Genomic DNA, 20,413 nt, shown 5'->3' with positions numbered 1-20,413 from the left:
CCTCGTAACTTTCCTCCAATCACAAATTAAGGAGGAAAGAATTGAAACATTTGATAGCAAGTCTTCTATGCAGCCTTGGCATGCTATTCCCCCTTTCTATGCACAGTGAAGAGCCTACTCAGACGGGCAAATCGGAAACATTTGTCATAGTTCACGGTTCCACTGGTGGCGGATGGGATTGGAAAACTGTTGCTGGTAAACTGGAAGCCAAAGGTCACACGGTCTATCGGCCTACTCTCAGTGGATTAGGAGAACGCATGCACTTGCCCGCTGAATACATAGATCTAAACACTCACGTGGAAGATATTGTAAACACAATCATCTTTGAAGAATTGGACAATGTAATCTTAGCGGGGCACAGCTATGGCGGCGCTGTCATCACTGGAGTCATGGATCGTATTCCCGAACGTATCAAACATGTCATTTTCCTGGACGCGATGGTTCTTGAAGATGGCATGAGTGTACTGGACTTGAATTTTGACTGGATGCAGAGTTTGGAAATTAGAGATCATCAGATCTTATTCAACTGGTTAAATCCAGAAGGCCACTATCCCAAAGACGTACCCCACCCACACAAAACTTATACTTCGCCAGTTTCTTACAAAAACCCTAATGCTAAGAAATTGAGTGTTTCTTTTGTTGCCTTCATTCCAGAAGGCATGACCAAAGAGGCGCGAGCAGCAGACGCATCGTGGCACCGCGCTGAACAACGTGGCTGGACCATACGCACTCTTCCTGGCCACCACACCATATACCGAGAACGCCCTGATGAGTTTATTGAGATGTTGATCTCATGTATCGGCGATAAAAACAAACCCACGCGTAATAATCAGCAAGGCCCCCCTCAATAATTATCCCGTTGTGGAAACTCTGTAAATTTCATTCTATTGCATCCGATGAAGTGAGTAGGTAAAGCTATTTTGTTGATTTAAATATCAACGCAACAAGTTGGAATGAATATGCTAGAACTGCCCATTGCCTTAACTTATGCCCTAGCAATATTAGGTGGCTATTTATTTGGTTCCATTCCATTTGGGTTGGTAATCACAAGAGCGGCAGGTTTGGGTGACATTCGCAGCATTGGTTCAGGGAATATTGGTGCGACCAACGTCTTGCGGACAGGTCGCAAAGATCTCGCATTGGCCACTTTATTGCTAGATGCTGGGAAAGCAGGAATAGCCGCTGCAATCTTTAGCCTTGTCTTCAATTTTCATTCGGGCCTCTTGGCCGGAGCTGCAGCTTTTGTGGGGCATTGCTACCCTGTATGGCTAAAATTCAAAGGCGGTAAAGGAGTTGCGACCTTCATCGGAATGTTGTTCGGGATTATGTGGCAAGTAGGAATTGCTTTTGCCATTAGCTGGCTATCCATTGCAGTTGCATTTCGTTATTCTTCTTTGGCTGCATTGGTTACAGCTGCACTATTACCAGTATTCACTTGGTGGTTGATTGGAGATATTTTTGCTGTTTGTGTGACAGCCGCTTTATCAATACTTTTATTCTACAGGCACCGTGAAAACATCAAACGCCTAATAGCTGGAACAGAAGAGAAGATCGGCCAGAAAAAGAAATCTGCCGAATAATTCAATTCAGTTGGGGGACTGATGGAAAAACAATATACGCAACTTAATAATGAAGCGCGCGCAAAACGCCTTCAACTACTTCGTACATCTAATATCGGACCGATGACATACGCCCAGCTTATGGCGCGTTTTAAAGGCGATATTGATGCAATTTTGGAAGCACTACCAAATCTCGCAACAAAAGCTGGGAAAAGCCGGAATTTCAAAGTCCCACCTATATCTTCCATTCACAAAGAAATGGAAAAGGGAGAGAAAATGGGAGCCCGTTTCATCGCACACGATGAAGAGGACTACCCCCTCCCATTAAGCGCATTAAATCCACCGCCACCTATGATTTGCGTTCGCGGAAAACACGAAGCTTTTCTAAAACCCGGCATTGCAATTGTGGGCTCAAGAAACGCATCTGCCGCGGGTAGAAAACTCACACGCGATATTTCAAGTGATTTATCAAATGCTGGATACACTATCGTTTCGGGTATGGCGCGTGGCATTGATGGCGAAGCTCATGCAGCAGCTCTCCAGCATGGATATACTATTGGTGTTTTAGCTGGCGGCGTTGACGCAATATATCCACCAGAACACGCTAAATTATACAACGCAGTATTGGACCGCGGCGCAATTGTCAGCGAAATGCCAATTGGCTACACCGCAACAGCAAGAGACTTCCCCAAAAGAAATCGCATCATTACAGGTCTCTCTATGGCGGTCCTAGTTGCCGAAGCAGCAACTCGGTCTGGTTCTCTGATTTCAGCAAGAGTTGCCCTTGAACAAGGTAGAGAAGTCTTGGCCATCCCAGGCTCCCCACTTGATGAACGCACTCGCGGATCAAATAATCTCATCAGACAAGGTGCATGGCTTGTTGAAAATGCAGATGATGTCATTGCTGCATTAGAAAACTCCTCGCCACCCATGCTATTAGAACCATCTACAGAGCCCTATTCAGCTCAAGAAATTCCTGAAATCTCCTCTAATCTAATCGAATCGCTAAAAATTGCACTTTCACCGACACCGACCCATATAGAAGAGATAATGCGTATTGTTGGTGCACCACTTAGAGAAGTTCAAGCAGCGCTTACTGAATTGGAACTAGATGGTTTTGCAGAAACACATGCTGGCGGGTTTGCAAGCAGAATAATTGACTAATCCACAATAAAAAACATTCCAAAATTCGCGTTCCAAGCGATTTTTTTGCGGTTTGCTGCAAAATGTCACTAATTGATTAATTGACTTTCTTGCTACACTCCACCAATTTCCCGCCCTCAATACTTCGGGGTGGATTTCATATATATCACCCCCTATCTGCTTTTCGCCGGGAGAAATTATTTTATGCAAGTCGTCGTCGTCGAGTCCCCGGCCAAAGCCAAAACCATCAACAAATATCTGGGTAAGGACTACATCGTTCTCGCCTCATACGGGCATATTCGAGATTTACCTTCTAAGGATGGTTCAGTCGATCCCGACAATGAATTTGCGATGAAATGGGAAGGCGACACTAAATCAAACAAACGCGTCAAAGATATTGCTGACGCTCTAAAAGGAGCCGATGGCCTGATACTCGCCACCGACCCTGATAGAGAGGGAGAAGCAATTTCATGGCACGTTCTGGATGTACTTTCGCGTAAACGCGGCTTGATGAAAGACAAATCCGTTGAACGCGTAGTGTTCAATGCGATCACAAAAAAATCTATCCTCGAAGCGATGGATCAACCTCGTGCTCTGGACCAAGAGCTAGTCGATGCATATCTCGCACGCCGTGCACTCGACTACCTTGTAGGGTTCAACCTCTCACCGGTCTTGTGGCGCAAGCTCCCCGGTTCTCGTTCTGCTGGCCGCGTGCAATCTGTTGCATTGCGTTTGATTTGCGAACGCGAAATGGAGATTGAAGCATTTAAGCCTGAAGAATATTGGACAGTAAAAGGTCTAATGGACTCGGTTTCAAATGCTGAATTTGAATCTCGCCTTTATGAATTGAACGGCAAAAAGGTTCAGAAATTCTCCCTTCCAAACAAGGAAGAAGCAGACAAAGCTTTGGAAGTTGTCCGCGTGGGAGGCTACACGGTTAAATCCGTAGAAGCTAAGCCAGTTAAATCAAACCCACCTCCACCATTCACGACATCTACGCTTCAGCAAGAAGCTTCTCGTAAGCTTGGTTTTAATGCTTCACGCACGATGGGAGCAGCGCAAAAACTATATGAAGCGGGTCTCATTACTTATATGCGTACTGATGGTGTAGAAATGGCCCAAGAAGCTATCTATGCAGCTAGAGACGCCATTAAAGAACGTCATGGCGCGCCATATGTACCGGAAAAACCTCGTGTTTATTCTTCTAAAGCCAAAAATGCTCAAGAAGCGCACGAGGCCGTTCGTCCGACTGACTTTATGAAGCACCCTTCTGATCTAAGATTAGATACTGATCTTCAAAAACTTTACGAATTGGTTTGGAAACGTGCTGTCGCCTCACAGATGGCAACAGCTCAGTTGGAACGCACAACTGCTGATCTAAAATCTAAAGACGGTAATGCCGTTCTCCGAGCAACAGGTCAGGTTGTTAAATTTGATGGTTATCTTACCCTTTATCAGGAAGGCAAAGATGACGCCAAATCAGAAGATGATAACAAACGCCTTCCTGCGATGAATGTTGGCGATGCGATCAATTTGAAAAAAGCTGATGCGAACCAGAGCTTCACACAACCACCACCACGTTTCACAGAAGCATCACTTGTGAAAAAGATGGAAGAGTTGGGCATTGGTCGACCATCAACTTATGCGTCCACCCTATCCACTCTGCGCGATCGCAACTACGTGGTTATGGAGAAAAACCGTTTCGTTCCTGATGATAAAGGCCGCTTGGTAACGATCTTTCTTGAAAACTATTTCCGTCAGTATGTGGAATATGATTTCACGGCGGAATTAGAAGAAAAACTCGACCTTGTTTCCGATGGCAAACTTGCATGGAAGACTTTCCTTGATGAGTTTTGGAAGCAATTCAAAGCTAAAATCGAAGAAGTTTCAGAACTAAGAGTTACAAATGTTCTCGACCTTCTAAACGATGTGCTTGGTCCGAAAATCTTCCCACCCAAAATTGACGAAAAAACTGGCGAGCCAACGGGTGAAGACCCGCGTTTGTGTCCGCTTTGTAAGGAAGGTCAGCTTTCTATGAAGCTGGGCCGCAACGGCGCTTTCATTGGATGCTCGAACTACCCAGAATGTCGTCATACACGCCCCTTCACAACGGATGGCACCGAAGCAGAAGACGCTGTTTCTCCTGATGGAAAACTCCTAGGGCAAGACCCGGAGACAGGAAAAGACATCAGCTTAAGAACAGGTCGCTTTGGTCCATATGTTCAATTGGGAGAGCCAGTAGGAAAAGAAAAACCCAAGCGCGGCTCTATTCCGAAAGGCTGGAGTGCTGAAACACTTACATTGGAACAGGCAATCAAGCTGATCAATCTACCGCGTGAGATCGGGCCACATCCTGAAGATGGCGAAATGATGTACGCTAATTTCGGGCGCTATGGGCCTTATGTTCAGCACCTAAAAACATATGCAAACCTGCCGGATCCAATGGAAGTGTTTGAGGTTGGATTAAACCGCGCTGTTGCTTTGATTGCTGAGAAAAATGCGAAAGGTGGCGGTCGCGGAAGTGCAGCCAAACCAATTAAAGAGTTGGGCAAGCACCCTGATACTGATGAACCTATCAACGTATTTGATGGTCGCTATGGCCCCTATGTTAAACACCAAAAAACAAACGCGACTCTGCCCAAGGACTTTACACCAGAAACAATTACACTGGAAAAAGCCATTGAGCTGATCAACGCAAAAGAAGGTGCTAAAAAGAAAAAAGCTCCTGCGAAGAAAAAAACGGCCGCCAAGAAAAAGCCCGCTGCCAAAAAGGCTACAACTTAAACTAAACGCGCATGCCAGCTATGCACAACCATTGGATGTGAAAATCTCCAATCTGGCATGAATTAAGCAAGCTACAGGTGAATTGTTTTTGATTGAAACACTCACTTGTAGCGCTTAAATGTTTTCTAGTTTTATACCAAATATTGTCGCCGCAATTCTCTCCGTATCTGGAGCAGATACCCTGAGTGTTGATCGTAATGTTGTTGATCCAACAATTAGCTTAATTGAGCATATTCACTCAGAACACCTGATCACCAAAGCAATCGATAAGCAGGAAAAAGCTGAAGCCGAAGAAAAGCGTTTGGCAGGTATATTCTTACAGGAGTTGAAAGTCTGCTATCACGGCGCTCACCAAAACATACCCGCTTACGATAAATTGCATACCATCAAGAATTTCAAACCAATGATTGAAATCAATGAGAATTTATCATTGGCTACTGCCCCCGTTGCAGAAGGTTGCCTATTTTCAGGTTTTGGAATGCGCACCCGCAATGAACGCGTTCGTTTACACAAAGGCTGGGATATCGCGCATTACAACCCTGTCGATATTTACGCTGCTGGTGCAGGAAAAATCAAAGAATCTGAATACCATTATCAATATGGGAAGATGATCCTTATCGACCATGGGTATGGTGTTTACACACGATATGCGCACCTTGATTCAATTCCCGAGGGACTTACCGAAGGCGCTATTGTGTTGGCTGGTCAAATTATCGGTACAATGGGAACCACCGCAGATGTGCCAGTCGGTCGTCATCTGCATTATGAAATCCTCACCGGTAAATACAACGAACAATGGGGTTCGTTTGGTCTGCGTCCTGTGAATATAGCCTCCCCTGAAACCATTCATTCACAACCGGAAAACCACCTAAGAAAAACCAAATCAGAGCCAGTACGTTTTTTCTTCACGGTGAAACCAAACAAAAAACGCGCATAATTCCTGATTTTAGGTTATACGGCTCCCCATGAGTCAATTAACAGAACAAGTCGTTCTCGAATTTTTAGAACGCAACCCAGATAAATCGAACAAACGCGAGATTGCACGAGGCCTTGGAGTTCAAGGCAGCGACCGTGTCGCGCTGCGCCAAATTTTAAAGAAACTTGAGACTGAAGGTGCAATAGCACGTACCGGAAAACGTCAGTTTTCAAGCGTCGATGCCCCGCCCCCAAAATCTATCATCAAATTTGAAAAAATTGATGAGCATGGTGACCTTGTAGGTAGATGCGAAGGAAAAGAAGGCCTATTTGGCCCTGACATTACTTGCGTCGCAACTGGCGGACGCAAAAAAGGCGAAGTACTTGGTGTCGGCGACAAAGCTCTTTGTAAAGTTGGCAAAGCCAATGATGGCTTGTGGTATGCAAAAGTCATCAAAAAGATTGAAGAAACCACTCAGCTCACAGTCATTGGATTGTTTGAAGCCAATAAACATGGTGGTCGTGTAAAACCCACCAGCCGAAAAGATAAAGGCGAATATATCGTCGAAAAATCTCTTTCCATGGAAGCTGAGGATGGCGACATAGTCAGAATTGCCATCAAAAAATCCAAACCTTACGGCCCTCAAATGGCTAAGGTTGTTGAGATTATCGGACAGATGGATAATCCAAAATCAGCTTCTCTCATTGCTTTACACACTCACGATGTGCCCGATGAATTTCCTGTCGAAGTTATCGCCGAAGCTGAAAACGCAGTCGCGCAGACAGCAGATCGGGAGGACCTAACTAACGTTCCCCTCATTACAATCGATCCAGCAGACGCGCGTGATCATGATGATGCGGTATTTGCCAAACTCGATGACGATGAAGGCAACCCAAATGGCTGGATTGTTTATGTCGCTATTGCCGATGTGGCAGCCTATGTGTGCCATGGAACATCATTGGATGACGAAGCATACAAGCGCGGAAACTCTACATATTTTCCAGATCGCGTAGCCCCTATGCTTCCTGAAGCGTTGTCAGCCGATCAGTGTTCACTCCGAGAAAACGAGTTGAGGGAAACGTTTGCTGTTGAAATGCGTTTTGCAGCAAATGGCAACAAAATCGGCCACAGATTCATTCGCGGCACGATGCGTTCCGCTGCAAAGCTCTCTTATGAGCAAGCTCAAAACGCGATCGATGGCAAGCCGGACGAGAAGGCACAACCTCTTTTAGAGACGGTTTTGAAACCTTTGTGGGCTGCATATGATTGCGTCAACCAAGCTCGTTCAAAGCGGCAGCCTCTTGACTTAGACATTCCTGAGCGCCGCGTATCACTCGATAAGGAAGGAAATGTCCTTGGAGTGTATACTAAGGACAGATTTGATGCGCATAAACTCATTGAAGAGTTTATGATCCAGGCCAATGTGTGTGCCGCAGAAAGCCTAGAAAAAGCAAACTCTCCGCTTATCTACCGAATCCATGAAGAACCGTCAGATGAGAAATTGCTTGCGCTTGGTGCCTTACTTCCAACTATCGGAATGAAATGGACCAAAGGCGCTAAAGTCACAGCTGAACGTTTCAATGATTTGTTGAAAAAAGCGGCGTTAAGTGAACACGAACATTTAGTTTCGGAAATGGTATTGAGATCTCAATCTCAAGCACGATACGCCCCCGAAAACCACGGTCATTTCGGACTTAACCTGCTTAAATACGCTCACTTCACTTCGCCTATCCGTCGTTATTCTGATCTAATTGTTCACCGAGCGTTGATCAGAGCTCTTGGCCTTGGTCCTGACGGATTGTCAGATGTGGAATCCAAACGTTTAGAGGAAATTGCAGAGCACCTAACCACGACTGAACGTCGATCTATGGCCGCGGAACGCGATGCCACAGACCGTTATCTCGTGGCCTTTATGTCTGAAAAAGTTGGTGCTGAATTCCAAGGACGTATTGCTGGCGTGACCAAAGCTGGAATGTTCATCCGACTTGATGAAAGCGGTGCAGACGGATTTATTCCTGCAGCTCGATTATCTGATGAATTTTGGCTTTACGATGAACACAATGCTGCTCTTGTCGCAGACAGATCAGAAATGCGATATGAAATGGGAATGCCTGTTTTAGTAAAGCTTCTGGAAGCAACACCAGTAACGGGTGGCTTGTTGTTTGAAATGCTAACAGAGCCGAGAGAAGCTCGTGAAGATCTGATGAAACCGAAACGAGAACGCGGTGATAGACACCGCCGCAATGATCAACCTCGTGGAAAGAAGGGGCGCGGCAAAAAGCGCATGGCTGGTAAAAAAGGTAGACCTGCAAACATCCGGATGGGAAAAAGAAAATAAAAAAACAGGGGAATTTGAACAATGACAGACAGATCATTTAATCCGGGTCAATTTGATGATTCCCCTCCTGATAAGAGCTTTGCTGACAATCCAGTTACACCTAGAGATGCCGCAACAATGATATTGGTGCGCAGCGATGGCCCTCAACCGCGTATCCTTATGGGGCAGCGCGCTGGGGGACATGACTTCATGCCCAATAAGTATGTGTTTCCTGGTGGGCGCATGGACCCAGCGGATCAGATCATCCGACCAATCGGACAGCTAGCTTCATCTTGTCGTTCTCTTTTGCTGAAAAAAAGTAACGTTTCGCCGGAAGGACTAGCCCTCTCGGCGATTAGAGAAACATTTGAAGAAACTGGGCTACTTATCGGCGAAAACAGCACATCTACAATTGCATCATCTGATGTTGAAGATGAAAGCTGGAAAACCTTTCTCTCTCAAAACGTAAAACCCAGCTTAAATCACCTTCAATTCATTGGTCGTGCGATAACACCTCCCTATCGGCCCAAAAGATTTGATGCTCGCTTCTTTCTAGCCAGATCAGAAACTGTTTTAGCACAATTAAAGCGCCCGATGGATAGCCATGAATTACTAGACTTGAGATGGTTCACTTTCGAAGAAATCGCCGAGTTGGATCTGCCTAGCATTACCAGATTTGTAATTGGCGAAGCTCAAAACCGTATCCAATCACCCAATGAAGATCACGCTCCATTCCTGACTTACTGGCAAGATAATGAGAGCTATTTGGAGCGATTAACCAACACATAGCGAGCGTCATCATGCCTCATAGGCGTTATCTCTATACTAAGTGACCATTCTCCATGGTCCCTTACTAGAGAGCAAAAAGAACGTCATGAATTCGATACTTCTACTTTTAGCCGCTGCACTTTGTATCATCACCGCTTTGATACACTCCTTTGTCGGCGAGAAACGGCTCATATCACCGCTGATAAAATCCAATCACGGCGTGATGACGAACCCACTGGCAAAGGAAGTCATACGCTTTGCTTGGCATTGGACCAGCGCATTGTGGTTCTTGATCGCAGCTTATCTCGGACTCGTGACTTTCGATGAAAAGATGGCTTCGCCTTTATTACTTTGGGCAATTGGGCTGGTGCATATCGCAGCAGGCCTGTTCGATGCGCTAATAACCAAAGGAAAACACATAGGTTGGCCGCCCATTACAGCGATCGGTGTCTTGATTTCACTAGGAATGCTTAGCTGAGCTCGTAACAAAAAAAGCGGCCCCGACAAAAGGACCGCTTTAGTTTCAAAATAGCTCTGCGATTATTCAGCTGGCACAGCTTGCTGTGCTGTAGGAGCAGCGGCTCTTACGCCTTCAGAAACATAATCTTCGAAGATTTTAAAGTTGTTGACGAACATGCCTGCTAGTTTCGCGGCCTGCGCGTCATAAGCTGTTTTGTCAGCCCATGTTTCACGTGGTGTCAGAATTTTGTCGTCCACACCTTCAAGCTTAGTGGGCACCATAAAGCCAAATGTCTCATCCTTACGGAAGTCACCCTTAGCCAAGGAGCCTTCCAGAGCAGCGTTTAGAAGCGCACGTGTGGCTTTGATTGGCATACGGTTACCAGTTCCGTATGGGCCACCTGTCCACCCCGTAGACACCAACCAACAATCTGTTTGATATGTCTCAATAAGCTTACCTAGAAGGTCACCATACTCAGATGGGTGACGCGGCATGAATGGCGCACCAAAACATGTAGAGAATGCCGCTGTTGGCTCTGTAATACCTTTTTCTGTACCGGCCACTTTCGCAGTGTATCCAGATAGGAAATGATACATGGCTTGCTCAGGCGTTAGCTTTGCAATTGGAGGCAAAACACCAAAAGCATCAGCTGTTAGCATGATCAAGTTTTTAGGCTGCCCACAACGCCCTGTGTCGGAAGCGTTTGGAATTGCTGAAATCGGGTATGCACCGCGAGAATTTTCAGCCAATGAGTTGTCGAACAGGTCTAACTCACGTGTAACAGGGTCCATTACAGTGTTTTCAAGCACTGTACCCCATTGCTTAGTTGTTGCGAAAATTTCAGGTTCTGCCTCTTCAGACAGATTGATCATTTTAGCATAACAGCCACCTTCAAAATTGAAGAGACCATTCTCAGACCAACCGTGCTCATCATCACCAACCAAGATACGGGATTGGTCAGCAGAAAGCGTAGTCTTACCTGTACCAGAAAGACCAAAGAAGATTGCAGCATCATCTTTGTCAGATGTGTTCACTGAACAGTGCATCGGCATTACATTAGATTCTGGAAGCAAGTAGTTCAAAATTGTGAACACTGATTTCTTCGTTTCACCAGCGTATGATGTACCACCGATAAGAATCATCTTCTTTTCAAAGTTCACAGCAATCACTGTTTCAGAACGTGTACCGTGACGCTTAGGATCAGCGCGGAAAGAAGGAAGGTTCACAATTGTGAAGTCGTTAGTAAAACCTTTAAGCTCTGCATCGGTGGGACGACGCAGCAAGTGACGGATAAACAAATTGTGCCATGCCAACTCATTGACAATACGTACGCTCACACGGTGATCTAGGTCAGCACCACCAAACAATTGCTGAACATACAGCTCATTGTCATTCATGTGTGTTTGGAAGTCTTCCCAGAGAAGATCAAATTGTTCGGATGAGATTGATTCGTTATTATCCCACCAAACTGTCTTTTCAGTGAAGTCGTTGCGAACAGTAAATTTATCTTTTGCTGAACGTCCTGTGTGCTCACCAGTTTTAACAACTAAGGCACCGCCTTTAGCAACTTCACCTTCGCCACGACGAATCGCTGCTTCGTAAAGCGCTGCTTCTTTCAAATTAACATAGGTTTCTTTTGGCTTGACCCCAAGGTCAGCCAGAATATTTGCTTTTGTCATGTCCCGTACACTCTTTATAGTTTGAGCTTATTTTTTATTTGAGTCTTGGAAACAAACGTAATCTACACACCCATTCCCTGCTCAACCTATAGTCTAGCAAGAATTCTGCCATTGTATACTGTTGTATTTTAGAAGCAGCACCATTTGCGACAAAACGACGTTTTCAAAAATATTATGAGCAAATACCAAACAATTCAAAATCAACACTTGACGGCATAGGTAGTTTACTGTTTTAAGCGCGTTTCCGTTTCACGCGCGAGTTACCGCGCCTCGAATAAAGAGCAAGAGATCAATGGCTAAACCAACCACTGTGAAAATTCGCCTGAATTCGACTGCGGACACAGGTTATTTCTACGTCACGAAGAAAAACCCGCGTAACTTGACTGAAAAACTTGTACTTAAAAAGTACGACCCAGTCATCCGTAAACACGTTGAATTCAAAGAAGGTAAGATCAAGTAAGATCACTCCCTCTCGAATAATAAAAAAGGGCTTGGTAATTTACCAAGCCCTTTTTTATTACAAGTACGAACCGATCGATTTTCCAAAAGCTAAAACCCATCAAAATTACAGATGATTTTATTTCGGCCGCTTTCTTTTGCATTGTAAAGCGCTTCATCGGCACGTTTGATCAGTTGATTTACGGTATCGTCTGGCGGGAAGATTACTGATGCCCCCCCTGACATAGTTATATCCAGCTGTCCAAGGCCACCATTTATCGCAAAAGGCATAGTATCAACGCTGTCCCGAATACGTTCAGCTGTAATCTGAGCCATTTGTATAGTTGTATCTGGCATTATAACCATAAATTCTTCACCGCCATAACGACAGGCTATGTCAGTCGGTCTGATATTTTTCATCAAACGACCAGAAAACTCACGAAGAACTTCATCCCCTACATCATGCCCATGACCATCATTCACACGTTTAAAGTGATCCAAGTCACATAAAAGAATAGAAACGGGTCCGCCACCCATATTGGAGCGCTTCACGAATTGATCCAAACGCTTCTCCATGAAACGTCGATTGTGCAGTCCGGTAAGCTGATCTGTAACGGCCAATTCCATCGATTGATCTAATCTGGCACGCAGGGAATCAATATATCTCTTCTTATTCACCTGCGTTTTTACACGCGCAAGCAATTCTTCTGGATCAATAGGACGCACGAGTATATCTGAAGCACCAAGATCAAGCGCTTTAACAGCCAAAGCTTCATCTTCTGCATCAACAATTGCGAGAATTGGAAGATCACGTGTTGCTTCTAAGTTTCGCAAGTAGGCGCACAGTTTCAAGCCATCGTATTTTTCACCGCCCAGCGATAAAACCATAATATCAACTGTAGCTGCTCCCGCTCCCAATCCACCAGGTTGAGAACTGGCATTGGCCAATGTCATAGGCTTGTGGTCAGTTTCCAAATAACGACAAATACGAGCAGCCTGACGCTCATTGTCATCGACTACCAATACTCGGGCAGGATTACCTCCGCGCCCAGAAGGTGTCACATCAATTACACCAATTCGTCGCCCAGACGCTTCGCGTTTTCTAAGCTCATCCGCAACTAATTTGTACTTTGATAGAGCACGAACGCGTGACAATAATTGCAAATCATTGATTGGTTTGGTCAGGAAATCATCTGCCCCTGCTCTCAACCCTTTCAATCTATCTTCACGTTCGTTCAGCGCAGTCACCATAACAATAGGAATGTGCTCTGTACGTGGGTCAAACTTCAATTCACGACATGCCTCAAATCCATCCATTCGGGGCATCATAACATCAAGCAATATAATGTCTGGTTCAGTCGCAATTGCTTTATCGATCGCATCCATACCATCGACAGCAGTCGTTACCTGAAAATACTCATGAGCTAGTTTGGCGCAGAGTAATTTTCGGTTTGCTTCAATATCATCAACTACGAGGACACGCGCGCTCAATGGGTCTGTCTCCTCGGCGCAACAAGCTCTTCCACTGTTTTAATGAAAGGTGCCATCTGGATGGGCTTTGTCATATAAGCCTCACACCCAGCATCTTTCACGTCCTGTTCGTCTTGACGCATGGCAAAAGCCGTTACCGCTAGAATTGGAATATCTCCCACCACATCATCATCTTTGATCCAACGCGCCAAATCCAATCCAGAAACTTCTGGCAATTGAATATCCATAATAATCAAATCCGGATGGACTTCCTTAGCAAGTTCTACAGCACGCAAACCATCAACTGACTTTATAGCTTCAAAGCCAAAAGCATCGAGCAAATCACAGAACAATTTCATGTTCAGCTCATTATCCTCAACAACGAGGACTTTTTTTGATGTGCCTTCAGCCATATCAGTCGCTACTCCTCGTGAATTCACCTATGCGAATCCCCACTCTCAGTCGGCATATTGATGCAAGAGAGTTAAACACCCTTTTACAAACAAAAATAAATCAAACTTTTTTCAAAGAAAATACCGCCTAAAACTCCAATTTATTCAGACGATTAACAAACGTTCAGATACACATTAAGTTTTAGACCACATTTAACCTGTCAATTTGAATGTCTGATTCTTCAAGTTCTTTGCCCTGTACTGTATTGATACCTAGCCTAACGAGACATTAACCTAGACTATTTCCAGCGTCGATCTTGCAAAAAATCCGCATTCTGGCATGCGTGTTCTAAGTGATGAAACATCTAGTTTGGAGAAAAATATGCCTACGCCTGAAGCTCGCCTTGAAAAACTTGGGATAACGCTCGGCGAACCAAACGCTGCCGTCGCCAACTACGTCCCATACGTTATGTCTGGAAATCTTCTCTATATTTCTGGACAGATATCTATGAATTCCGATGGACTTGTGAAAGGCCGACTTGGCGAAGATATGGATCTTACAGCCGGTCAGGCTGCAGCTCGCCTCTGCGGGATAAACCTTATAACCCAAATGAAAGCCGCCCTTCATTCGTTGAGCAATGTTGAACGAATAGTGAAACTAGGCGGGTTCGTGAACGCTAGTTCAGATTTCACGGATATCCCTCAAGTCATCAATGGTTGTTCAGACTTAATGGTAGAAGCCTTTGGAGATCGTGGTCGTCATGCTCGATCTGCAGTGGCCTGCCCAGTCCTTCCTTTAGGCGTTGCAGTTGAAATAGATGCCATTGTAGAATTCGAAAAATTCTAGAAAATACAAATTGAAAAGGCGTGGGTTCATCTCCACATACACATGCATGAGTAATGATGAATTCGCGCTTTCTATTTCAATTTCAAACGACTTATCTGAAGTTAATCGAGAATCTTGGAACAAAATCGCCAATCTTGAAAACGAGGTTTATGATCCATTTCTAGATTGGGATTTCCTTCAAGCGCTAGAGCAAGCTGGATGCGCGACTCCTGAAACGGGTTGGGCTCCCCATCACATTCTCGTAAGGGATGAAGGCGAACAATTAGTGGGCGCTTGCCCCATGTATCTCAAATCACATTCACAAGGTGAGTTTGTTTTTGATCATTCCTGGGCGGATGCATATGAACGCGCTGGTGGACGCTATTATCCCAAACTTTTAATTGGAGTGCCATTTACTCCAGTCACGGGCCGCCGTCTTTTAACTCAAACCGACAATTCATCTTTAATCGAGGATGCAATAGTGCAGACCGCGGTAAAGATGACCTCGGATAACAACCTTTCTTCACTGCACATCAACTTTGTAGATGCGTTGGATTACGAGAGCTTGGGTGGTCATGGATTTCTACAACGCACTGACCAACAATTCCATTGGGAAAACGACAACTATTCCAGTTTCAATGATTTTCTGGACGTTTTAACTTCCCGCAAACGTAAGAACCTTCGCAAAGAACGCGCTCAAGCCCAAGATGGGATTCGATACGAACACCTTATGGGCGATGAAATTACATCAGAACATTGGGATTTATTCTATAACTTCTACCTCGATACAGGTGCAAGAAAATGGGGCTCTCCCTATCTCAATAGGAACTTTTTTGAGCTCCTTGGCCAACGTATGAGCGACAAAGTTTTGTTGGTATTTGCACACGATCAGCGTGATGATCGCGCAATAGCCGGCGCACTAAATATGATTGGTTCAGACACTCTTTATGGTCGCTATTGGGGATGCAATGAACAACGGCCATGTCTTCACTTTGAAACCTGCTATTACCAAGCAATAGACTACGCAATTGCCAACGGCCTCAAGCGCGTCGAAGCCGGTGCCCAAGGTGGCCACAAACTAGCGCGTGGTTATGCGCCCAATCCAACTTATTCTGCCCACTTCATTACCAATGAAAGCTTCTCAGATGCCATTGCTCAATACTTGACGCATGAACGCGAACAAGTTGAAGCTGACATTGAATATCTTGGTCAAAGAACGCCTTTCCGAAAAGGCAATGATTAGAGGAAACCACCATGAGCCTTCACGGAAACTACGATAGTGAAAACATTTTCGCAAAAATTCTACGTGGCGAAATCCCTTGTGTGAAGGTTTATGAGGACGCAGCCACACTCGCCTTTATGGATGTTTTTCCACAATCTCATGGGCACACACTTGTCATCCCCAAAGGCGTCGAGGCACGTAACTTTCTGGAAATGCCAACTAAGCAAATAAGCCACTATATGGAAAGCGTGCAGAAAGTTGCTCTAGCTGTGGAGCGCGCTCTAGGGCCAGATGGCATTGTTATTACCCAATTTAACGGTGAAGCAGCGGGACAAACTGTCTTTCACCTCCACTTCCACATTATTCCTCGCTGGACAGATAAACAACTGGGTGATCACGCAAACGGACAAATGGCGGACATGGAAGAATTACAAGCAATTGCAGCAGAAATCCAAGCCGAACTGTAGACTAGATTTCAGGATACAAAATTGGTTGATCGCCTTCCTTCCACGGATGGCGCTTAACCATTATCTTTTCAAAAATCTCTGATGTCATCGCTGCATTCAGCCATTTATGGACGTGCGGGATATTCTGCTCGTCGAACCAATTGCGGTCCGCCACTCTAAACTGACGAATAAATGGGAAGATAGCATAATCTACCAACCCCATTTTCTCTCCCGACAGATATGGCTGATTTGAAAGCCGGTTTTCCAAATCCAAAATAGTGTCGAACCCCGCCGTGCGATGCTCGATCTCATCTACATTTTCATAACGCGTGGCATATTTGTATCGATCTAAATGCCCTTTGAATGGACCATCATTCCGCTCAATCATTTCATAGGTGACCGCCCGATCCATTGCATTGATTGGCAACCATTCTTCGGGATCATTTTGGCTCAATGCCCACAACATCAGATCCAAACTTTCGTCAATCACCTTTCCATCCGGAAACACGAATGTCGGTACTGTTCCCTTTGCACTCGCTTCCAACATTTGATCAGGCTTATCGCGAAGTAATATTTCTCGCCATTCGAATTGAACGCCAGAAATCGAAAGCGCCATTCGTCCCCTCATTGCATAGGGGCAACGACGGAAAGTATATAATACGGGTAAGGAATTTGTAGTCATATCCAATTGTTACAACAATTTTTCAGCAACTGCACCCCAATTTTCTACTCGTTCATATCTATCTTCATCCAAATTATGGAGCGCTGAAAACACAAGACCTTTACCACCAAAATGTTCAAAATGACGGGGACTGTCATCAATAAGATAGTCTGTTTGCATAATGTATTTTTGACCGCAAAATACGACATTCAAAGGATCCCAAAATGGCAAATGCTCCTGAATCCATCTAAACTTGTATGGCATAGAATTTGGGTATTCCATGGCCGCTGTACATATGAATGCATCATACTTGATGTATAATTGTTTCAGCACTTCAACGGCATTTTTCATGGGCTCCATTCTTCCGAAAATTGCTCCATGATTTAACTCTTCTTGAAGAGCATCTTGGTTCTTGGCTGGCAATACATCTCTAAATTTTTGACCAACTTTTGGTTCTTCAATATTCCCAAAATTTGATTTCAACCAATGAAGTTGAGCCGCATACGCATCCACTATGACTTCGTCCATATCTATAGCGATACGCAATTTGTCTGTCATTTTGGTCGCCCCAACTAAGTGATAATCTTATATTTTGAATATCTGATACCTCCACACCGAACAAGGCTTACAGATCCCTTTAAACGCACCCACACTTTTGAAATATTATTCCCCCAAAAGACAAGAAACAAAGCAAGGCTTGCTTTAAATTTCAGCCGCAAATATATTAAATTACTACAATATATAAAAATCATACAACAATAATCGATCCAATAGATAATCGAGGAAACTTTGATGGGCAACAAACTGAAGTCGTTGTGCTGCGCAACCGCATTAGCCACTATTACCGCCCCTTCAGCATTCGCTGAAAAAGTGATTATTCACGCAGGCACTCTATTAGTGGAACCTGCAAAAGAACCTCTTCTGGAATACTCAATTATAGTAGAAGACGACAAAATCACAGCAGTGCAAAAGGGCTATATCAAAGCTTCCAAAGGGACGAAGGTTATTGACCTGAAAGACCATACCGTATTGCCTGGCTTGATCGACTGCCACGTTCATATGCTTGATGAAAGAGGCCCTGGTTTCGCTAGCCGTAGACTTTATGACAGCGAAGTAGACCAAGCCCTTTTAGGTGTAGAAAGGTCTAAACGCACTCTGGATGCCGGATTTACAACAGTCCAAGATCTAGGTGGCACAAATGAAGCTATTTTTTCTCTTCGTGATGCTATCAACGCTGGAACAGTAGCTGGCCCACGTATCCTTGCAGCAGGCCAGATCATTTCAGCTACAGGCGGACATGGCGATGTAGGTGGATTAGCTCCCAAAGTATCTCGCCTTTTTGAGACACGTGCACTTTGTGATGGTGCAGATGATTGTCGTAGAGCGGTACGAGAGCAAGTCAAACGCGGTGCAGATGTAATTAAAATCACTGCCACAGGCGGTGTTCTCTCTAATACTTCCGCTGGATTGGAACAACAATTCTTCGATGACGAGTTAAAAGCGATAATGGACACTGCTGCCACAATGGGCCGCCGTGTCACAGCCCACGCTCACGGTAAAGGCGGAGTTGAGGCAGCCCTACGCGCTGGTGTAAATTCTATCGAACACGGAACATATCTAGATGAAGAGACCATCAAGCTGTTCAAAGAAAATGATGCTACGTTAGTTCCAACCGTTTTGGCCGGTATGACTGTCGTGGAATGGTCAAAAGAAGATTGGATGACGCCCGCGACAAAAGCAAAAGCTAAGATTGTTGGGCCTCTTATGCTTGATATGCTTAAACGCGCCAAAGAAGGCGGTGTAAACGTCGCATTTGGAACCGATTCAGGAGTGTCTCGACATGGTGAGAATGCGCGTGAACTTGGCTATATGGTTGAAGCTGGATTCTCACCTGCTGAAGCATTGCAAGCCGCAACCGTAAATTCAGCCAAAAACTTAAATCTCTTTGATGATATCGGCACTCTGAGCAAAGGAAAATATGCTGACATCATCGCAGTAGATGGCGATCCCCTCAAGAATATCGATGAAATGCTAGACGTCGATTTCGTAATGAAATCCGGCAAGGTGCACAAATCACCAGAAACCTAAAAGTCACAACTTCCGAACGAGCGGATGCCAAATCTGCTCGTTCGCCTATTTTTCCTGCTTTGGCGGCGCTGGCGTAACGCGTAATAAGCGCCCTTCATAGCCATCTTCCAAAACGTAAAGACTTCCATCTGGAGCTTGCTCAATCTCTCTTAAACGCTCAGGCGTGTAATATTGAGCTTCTTCAGTTGCAATTTCTCCATCCATAGATACACGCACGATTGCCGTTCCACTTAGCGTTGAAATAACTGCGTTTCCGTTCCATCCTTTGAACAAATCCCCATCATAAATCACAATGCTTGATGGTGAAACTGAAGGTACCCAAGATATCGCTGGGGCTTTAAAATCAGGGCGCGTATCATGGTCAGGAATATCCAACATAGAGTAATTACGTCCATCTGAAACAATGGGCCAACCATAGTTCTCACCCTTTACAATGCGGTTTAATTCATCACCACCACGAGGCCCCATTTCGTGTTCCCAGATCTGCCCTTCGGCATCTAATGTCAATCCCAGAGGGTTGCGGTGGCCGATTGACCAAAATTGTTCCTGCACCCCACCTTCACCCACAAATGGGTTATCTGCGGGTATACGACCATCATCATGCAGACGAATGATTTTCCCCAAATTCCCATCCATATCTTGGGCTGGTTTTTGTTCGCCACGGTCACCTGATGTGATGAAAAGATAACCTTCCTGATCAAATAAAAGACGTTGACTGTAATGACGACCACCATCGATTTTCGGCAATTGTGTCCAGATACGTTTACGATCAGTAATTTCTCCACCTGCGTCGTTCAACGCAAGGGTAGCATATTCTACAACTGATCCTGATAACTCACCCTCTGTCTCAAGGAAGGACATGTAGATACGGCCATTGTTTTCGAAATCAGGGTGCAGTGTAATATCTGCAAACCCTCCTTGCCCGATAACTTCACTGGCAGGCACACCAGAGATTTCGCCCAGAACATTCCCTTCAGGCGCAACGAGTTTGATACGACCTTCTTTTTCGGTGACCAAGAGACGGCCATCTGGCAAGAATGTCATCGCCCAAGGCTCTTCAAATTGACCAATAACTTGCACTGCTAGTGAGAAACCATCAGTCCCTCTGACTTCAAATTCATCGCCTTGTTGCGCGTTTGCACAACATGAAATTACAAGGAAAGACAAAGCGGTAAGTAATTTTGTGTGCATTAGGCGGGTCATGGTCAACTCTCTTGCAGGGAATTTTTCCGCCACCCTATTTC

The 20,413-nt window shown here is 44.9% G+C and carries 19 protein-coding genes; 13 read left to right on the top strand and 6 right to left on the bottom strand.

All coding sequences use genetic code 11. The annotated features are described in order from the left end of the window. The first annotated feature begins 41 nt into the window (after positions 1–41). The 8 genes from F551_RS0103415 to F551_RS0103380 all read left to right on the top strand — a co-directional run bounded on the left by F551_RS0103415 (position 42) and on the right by F551_RS0103380 (position 9,965). A complete protein-coding gene (locus tag F551_RS0103415) occupies positions 42–851 on the top strand; it encodes an alpha/beta hydrolase (RefSeq protein ID WP_033404378.1) in 810 nt (269 codons plus the stop codon). A gap of 108 nt (positions 852–959) precedes the next feature. Further along, positions 960–1,580 (top strand): glycerol-3-phosphate 1-O-acyltransferase PlsY, encoded by a 621-nt coding sequence (gene plsY / locus F551_RS0103410; RefSeq protein ID WP_018996078.1) that lies wholly within the window; start codon positions 960–962, stop codon positions 1,578–1,580. Positions 1,581–1,601: 21 nt separating this feature from the next. Further along, entirely contained in the window at positions 1,602–2,723 is a 1,122-nt protein-coding gene (dprA, locus tag F551_RS0103405; RefSeq protein WP_018996077.1) for a DNA-processing protein DprA, read from the top strand. Positions 2,724–2,906: 183 nt separating this feature from the next. After that, a complete protein-coding gene (gene topA, locus F551_RS0103400; RefSeq protein WP_018996076.1) occupies positions 2,907–5,486 on the top strand; it encodes a type I DNA topoisomerase in 2,580 nt (859 codons plus the stop codon). A gap of 118 nt (positions 5,487–5,604) precedes the next feature. Next, positions 5,605–6,423: a M23 family metallopeptidase gene (locus F551_RS17035; protein ID WP_018996075.1), complete on the top strand. Its 819-nt coding sequence runs from the start codon at positions 5,605–5,607 to the stop codon at positions 6,421–6,423. 28 nt (positions 6,424–6,451) lie between these two features. Continuing rightward, positions 6,452–8,740 (top strand): ribonuclease R, encoded by a 2,289-nt coding sequence (gene rnr, locus F551_RS0103390; RefSeq protein ID WP_018996074.1) that lies wholly within the window; start codon positions 6,452–6,454, stop codon positions 8,738–8,740. 21 nt (positions 8,741–8,761) lie between these two features. Further along, the gene (locus F551_RS0103385) at positions 8,762–9,508 is read left to right on the top strand and encodes an NUDIX hydrolase (RefSeq protein ID WP_018996073.1); all 747 of its coding nucleotides are present in this window, start codon (positions 8,762–8,764) and stop codon (positions 9,506–9,508) included. Between the two features lie 85 nt (positions 9,509–9,593). Next, on the top strand, positions 9,594–9,965 hold the full coding sequence (locus F551_RS0103380; protein WP_018996072.1) for a hypothetical protein: 372 nt from the start codon (positions 9,594–9,596) through the stop codon (positions 9,963–9,965). A gap of 62 nt (positions 9,966–10,027) precedes the next feature. Here F551_RS0103380 and F551_RS0103375 read toward each other — a convergent pair whose 3' ends face one another. Beyond that, positions 10,028–11,626: a phosphoenolpyruvate carboxykinase gene (locus F551_RS0103375; protein WP_018996071.1), complete on the bottom strand. Its 1,599-nt coding sequence runs from the start codon at positions 11,624–11,626 to the stop codon at positions 10,028–10,030. 292 nt (positions 11,627–11,918) lie between these two features. Here F551_RS0103375 and rpmG point away from each other — a divergent pair, with 292 nt between their 5' ends. Continuing rightward, entirely contained in the window at positions 11,919–12,086 is a 168-nt protein-coding gene (gene rpmG, locus F551_RS0103370; RefSeq protein WP_018996070.1) for a 50S ribosomal protein L33, read from the top strand. Between the two features lie 89 nt (positions 12,087–12,175). On the opposite strand, the gene F551_RS0103365 is transcribed toward rpmG, so the two are convergent. Further along, complete coding sequence (locus tag F551_RS0103365) at positions 12,176–13,555, bottom strand: PleD family two-component system response regulator (RefSeq protein ID WP_018996069.1); 1,380 nt, start codon at positions 13,553–13,555, stop codon at positions 12,176–12,178. Continuing rightward, the gene (locus F551_RS0103360) at positions 13,552–13,947 is read right to left on the bottom strand and encodes a response regulator (RefSeq protein WP_026296622.1); all 396 of its coding nucleotides are present in this window, start codon (positions 13,945–13,947) and stop codon (positions 13,552–13,554) included. Before F551_RS0103360 ends, F551_RS0103365 begins: the two co-directional genes overlap by 4 nt. Before the next feature lie 361 nt (positions 13,948–14,308). Between F551_RS0103360 and F551_RS0103355 the strand changes: the two genes are divergently transcribed. The 3 genes from F551_RS0103355 to F551_RS0103345 are packed head-to-tail and all read left to right on the top strand — an operon-like array spanning position 14,309 to position 16,441. Continuing rightward, on the top strand, positions 14,309–14,773 hold the full coding sequence (locus tag F551_RS0103355; protein ID WP_026296621.1) for a RidA family protein: 465 nt from the start codon (positions 14,309–14,311) through the stop codon (positions 14,771–14,773). Positions 14,774–14,819: 46 nt separating this feature from the next. Then, positions 14,820–15,995: a GNAT family N-acetyltransferase gene (locus tag F551_RS0103350; protein WP_018996066.1), complete on the top strand. Its 1,176-nt coding sequence runs from the start codon at positions 14,820–14,822 to the stop codon at positions 15,993–15,995. Between the two features lie 11 nt (positions 15,996–16,006). Further along, a complete protein-coding gene (locus F551_RS0103345) occupies positions 16,007–16,441 on the top strand; it encodes an HIT family protein (protein WP_018996065.1) in 435 nt (144 codons plus the stop codon). Position 16,442: 1 nt separating this feature from the next. Here the strand turns inward: F551_RS0103345 and F551_RS0103340 are convergent, their stop codons facing one another. Together F551_RS0103340 and F551_RS0103335 are read right to left on the bottom strand one after the other, a co-directional pair. Next, a complete protein-coding gene (locus F551_RS0103340) occupies positions 16,443–17,102 on the bottom strand; it encodes a glutathione S-transferase (RefSeq protein WP_026296620.1) in 660 nt (219 codons plus the stop codon). 9 nt (positions 17,103–17,111) lie between these two features. Beyond that, positions 17,112–17,639, bottom strand: a complete 528-nt coding sequence (locus F551_RS0103335) for a 5' nucleotidase, NT5C type (protein WP_018996063.1) — start codon at positions 17,637–17,639, stop codon at positions 17,112–17,114. 234 nt (positions 17,640–17,873) lie between these two features. On the opposite strand from F551_RS0103335, the gene F551_RS0103330 reads away from it, so the two are divergent. Continuing rightward, positions 17,874–19,169, top strand: a complete 1,296-nt coding sequence (locus F551_RS0103330; RefSeq protein ID WP_018996062.1) for a metal-dependent hydrolase family protein — start codon at positions 17,874–17,876, stop codon at positions 19,167–19,169. 45 nt (positions 19,170–19,214) lie between these two features. On the opposite strand, the gene F551_RS0103325 is transcribed toward F551_RS0103330, so the two are convergent. Next, positions 19,215–20,372 (bottom strand): PQQ-dependent sugar dehydrogenase, encoded by a 1,158-nt coding sequence (locus tag F551_RS0103325; protein ID WP_018996061.1) that lies wholly within the window; start codon positions 20,370–20,372, stop codon positions 19,215–19,217. Positions 20,373–20,413: the final 41 nt, after the last annotated feature.

Source organism: Hirschia maritima DSM 19733, from assembly GCF_000378345.1.
GTDB lineage: Bacteria > Pseudomonadota > Alphaproteobacteria > Caulobacterales > Hyphomonadaceae > Hirschia > Hirschia maritima.
Note: the sequence above shows the minus strand (reverse complement) of the source record. Positions and strands in the feature narration are given on the sequence as shown.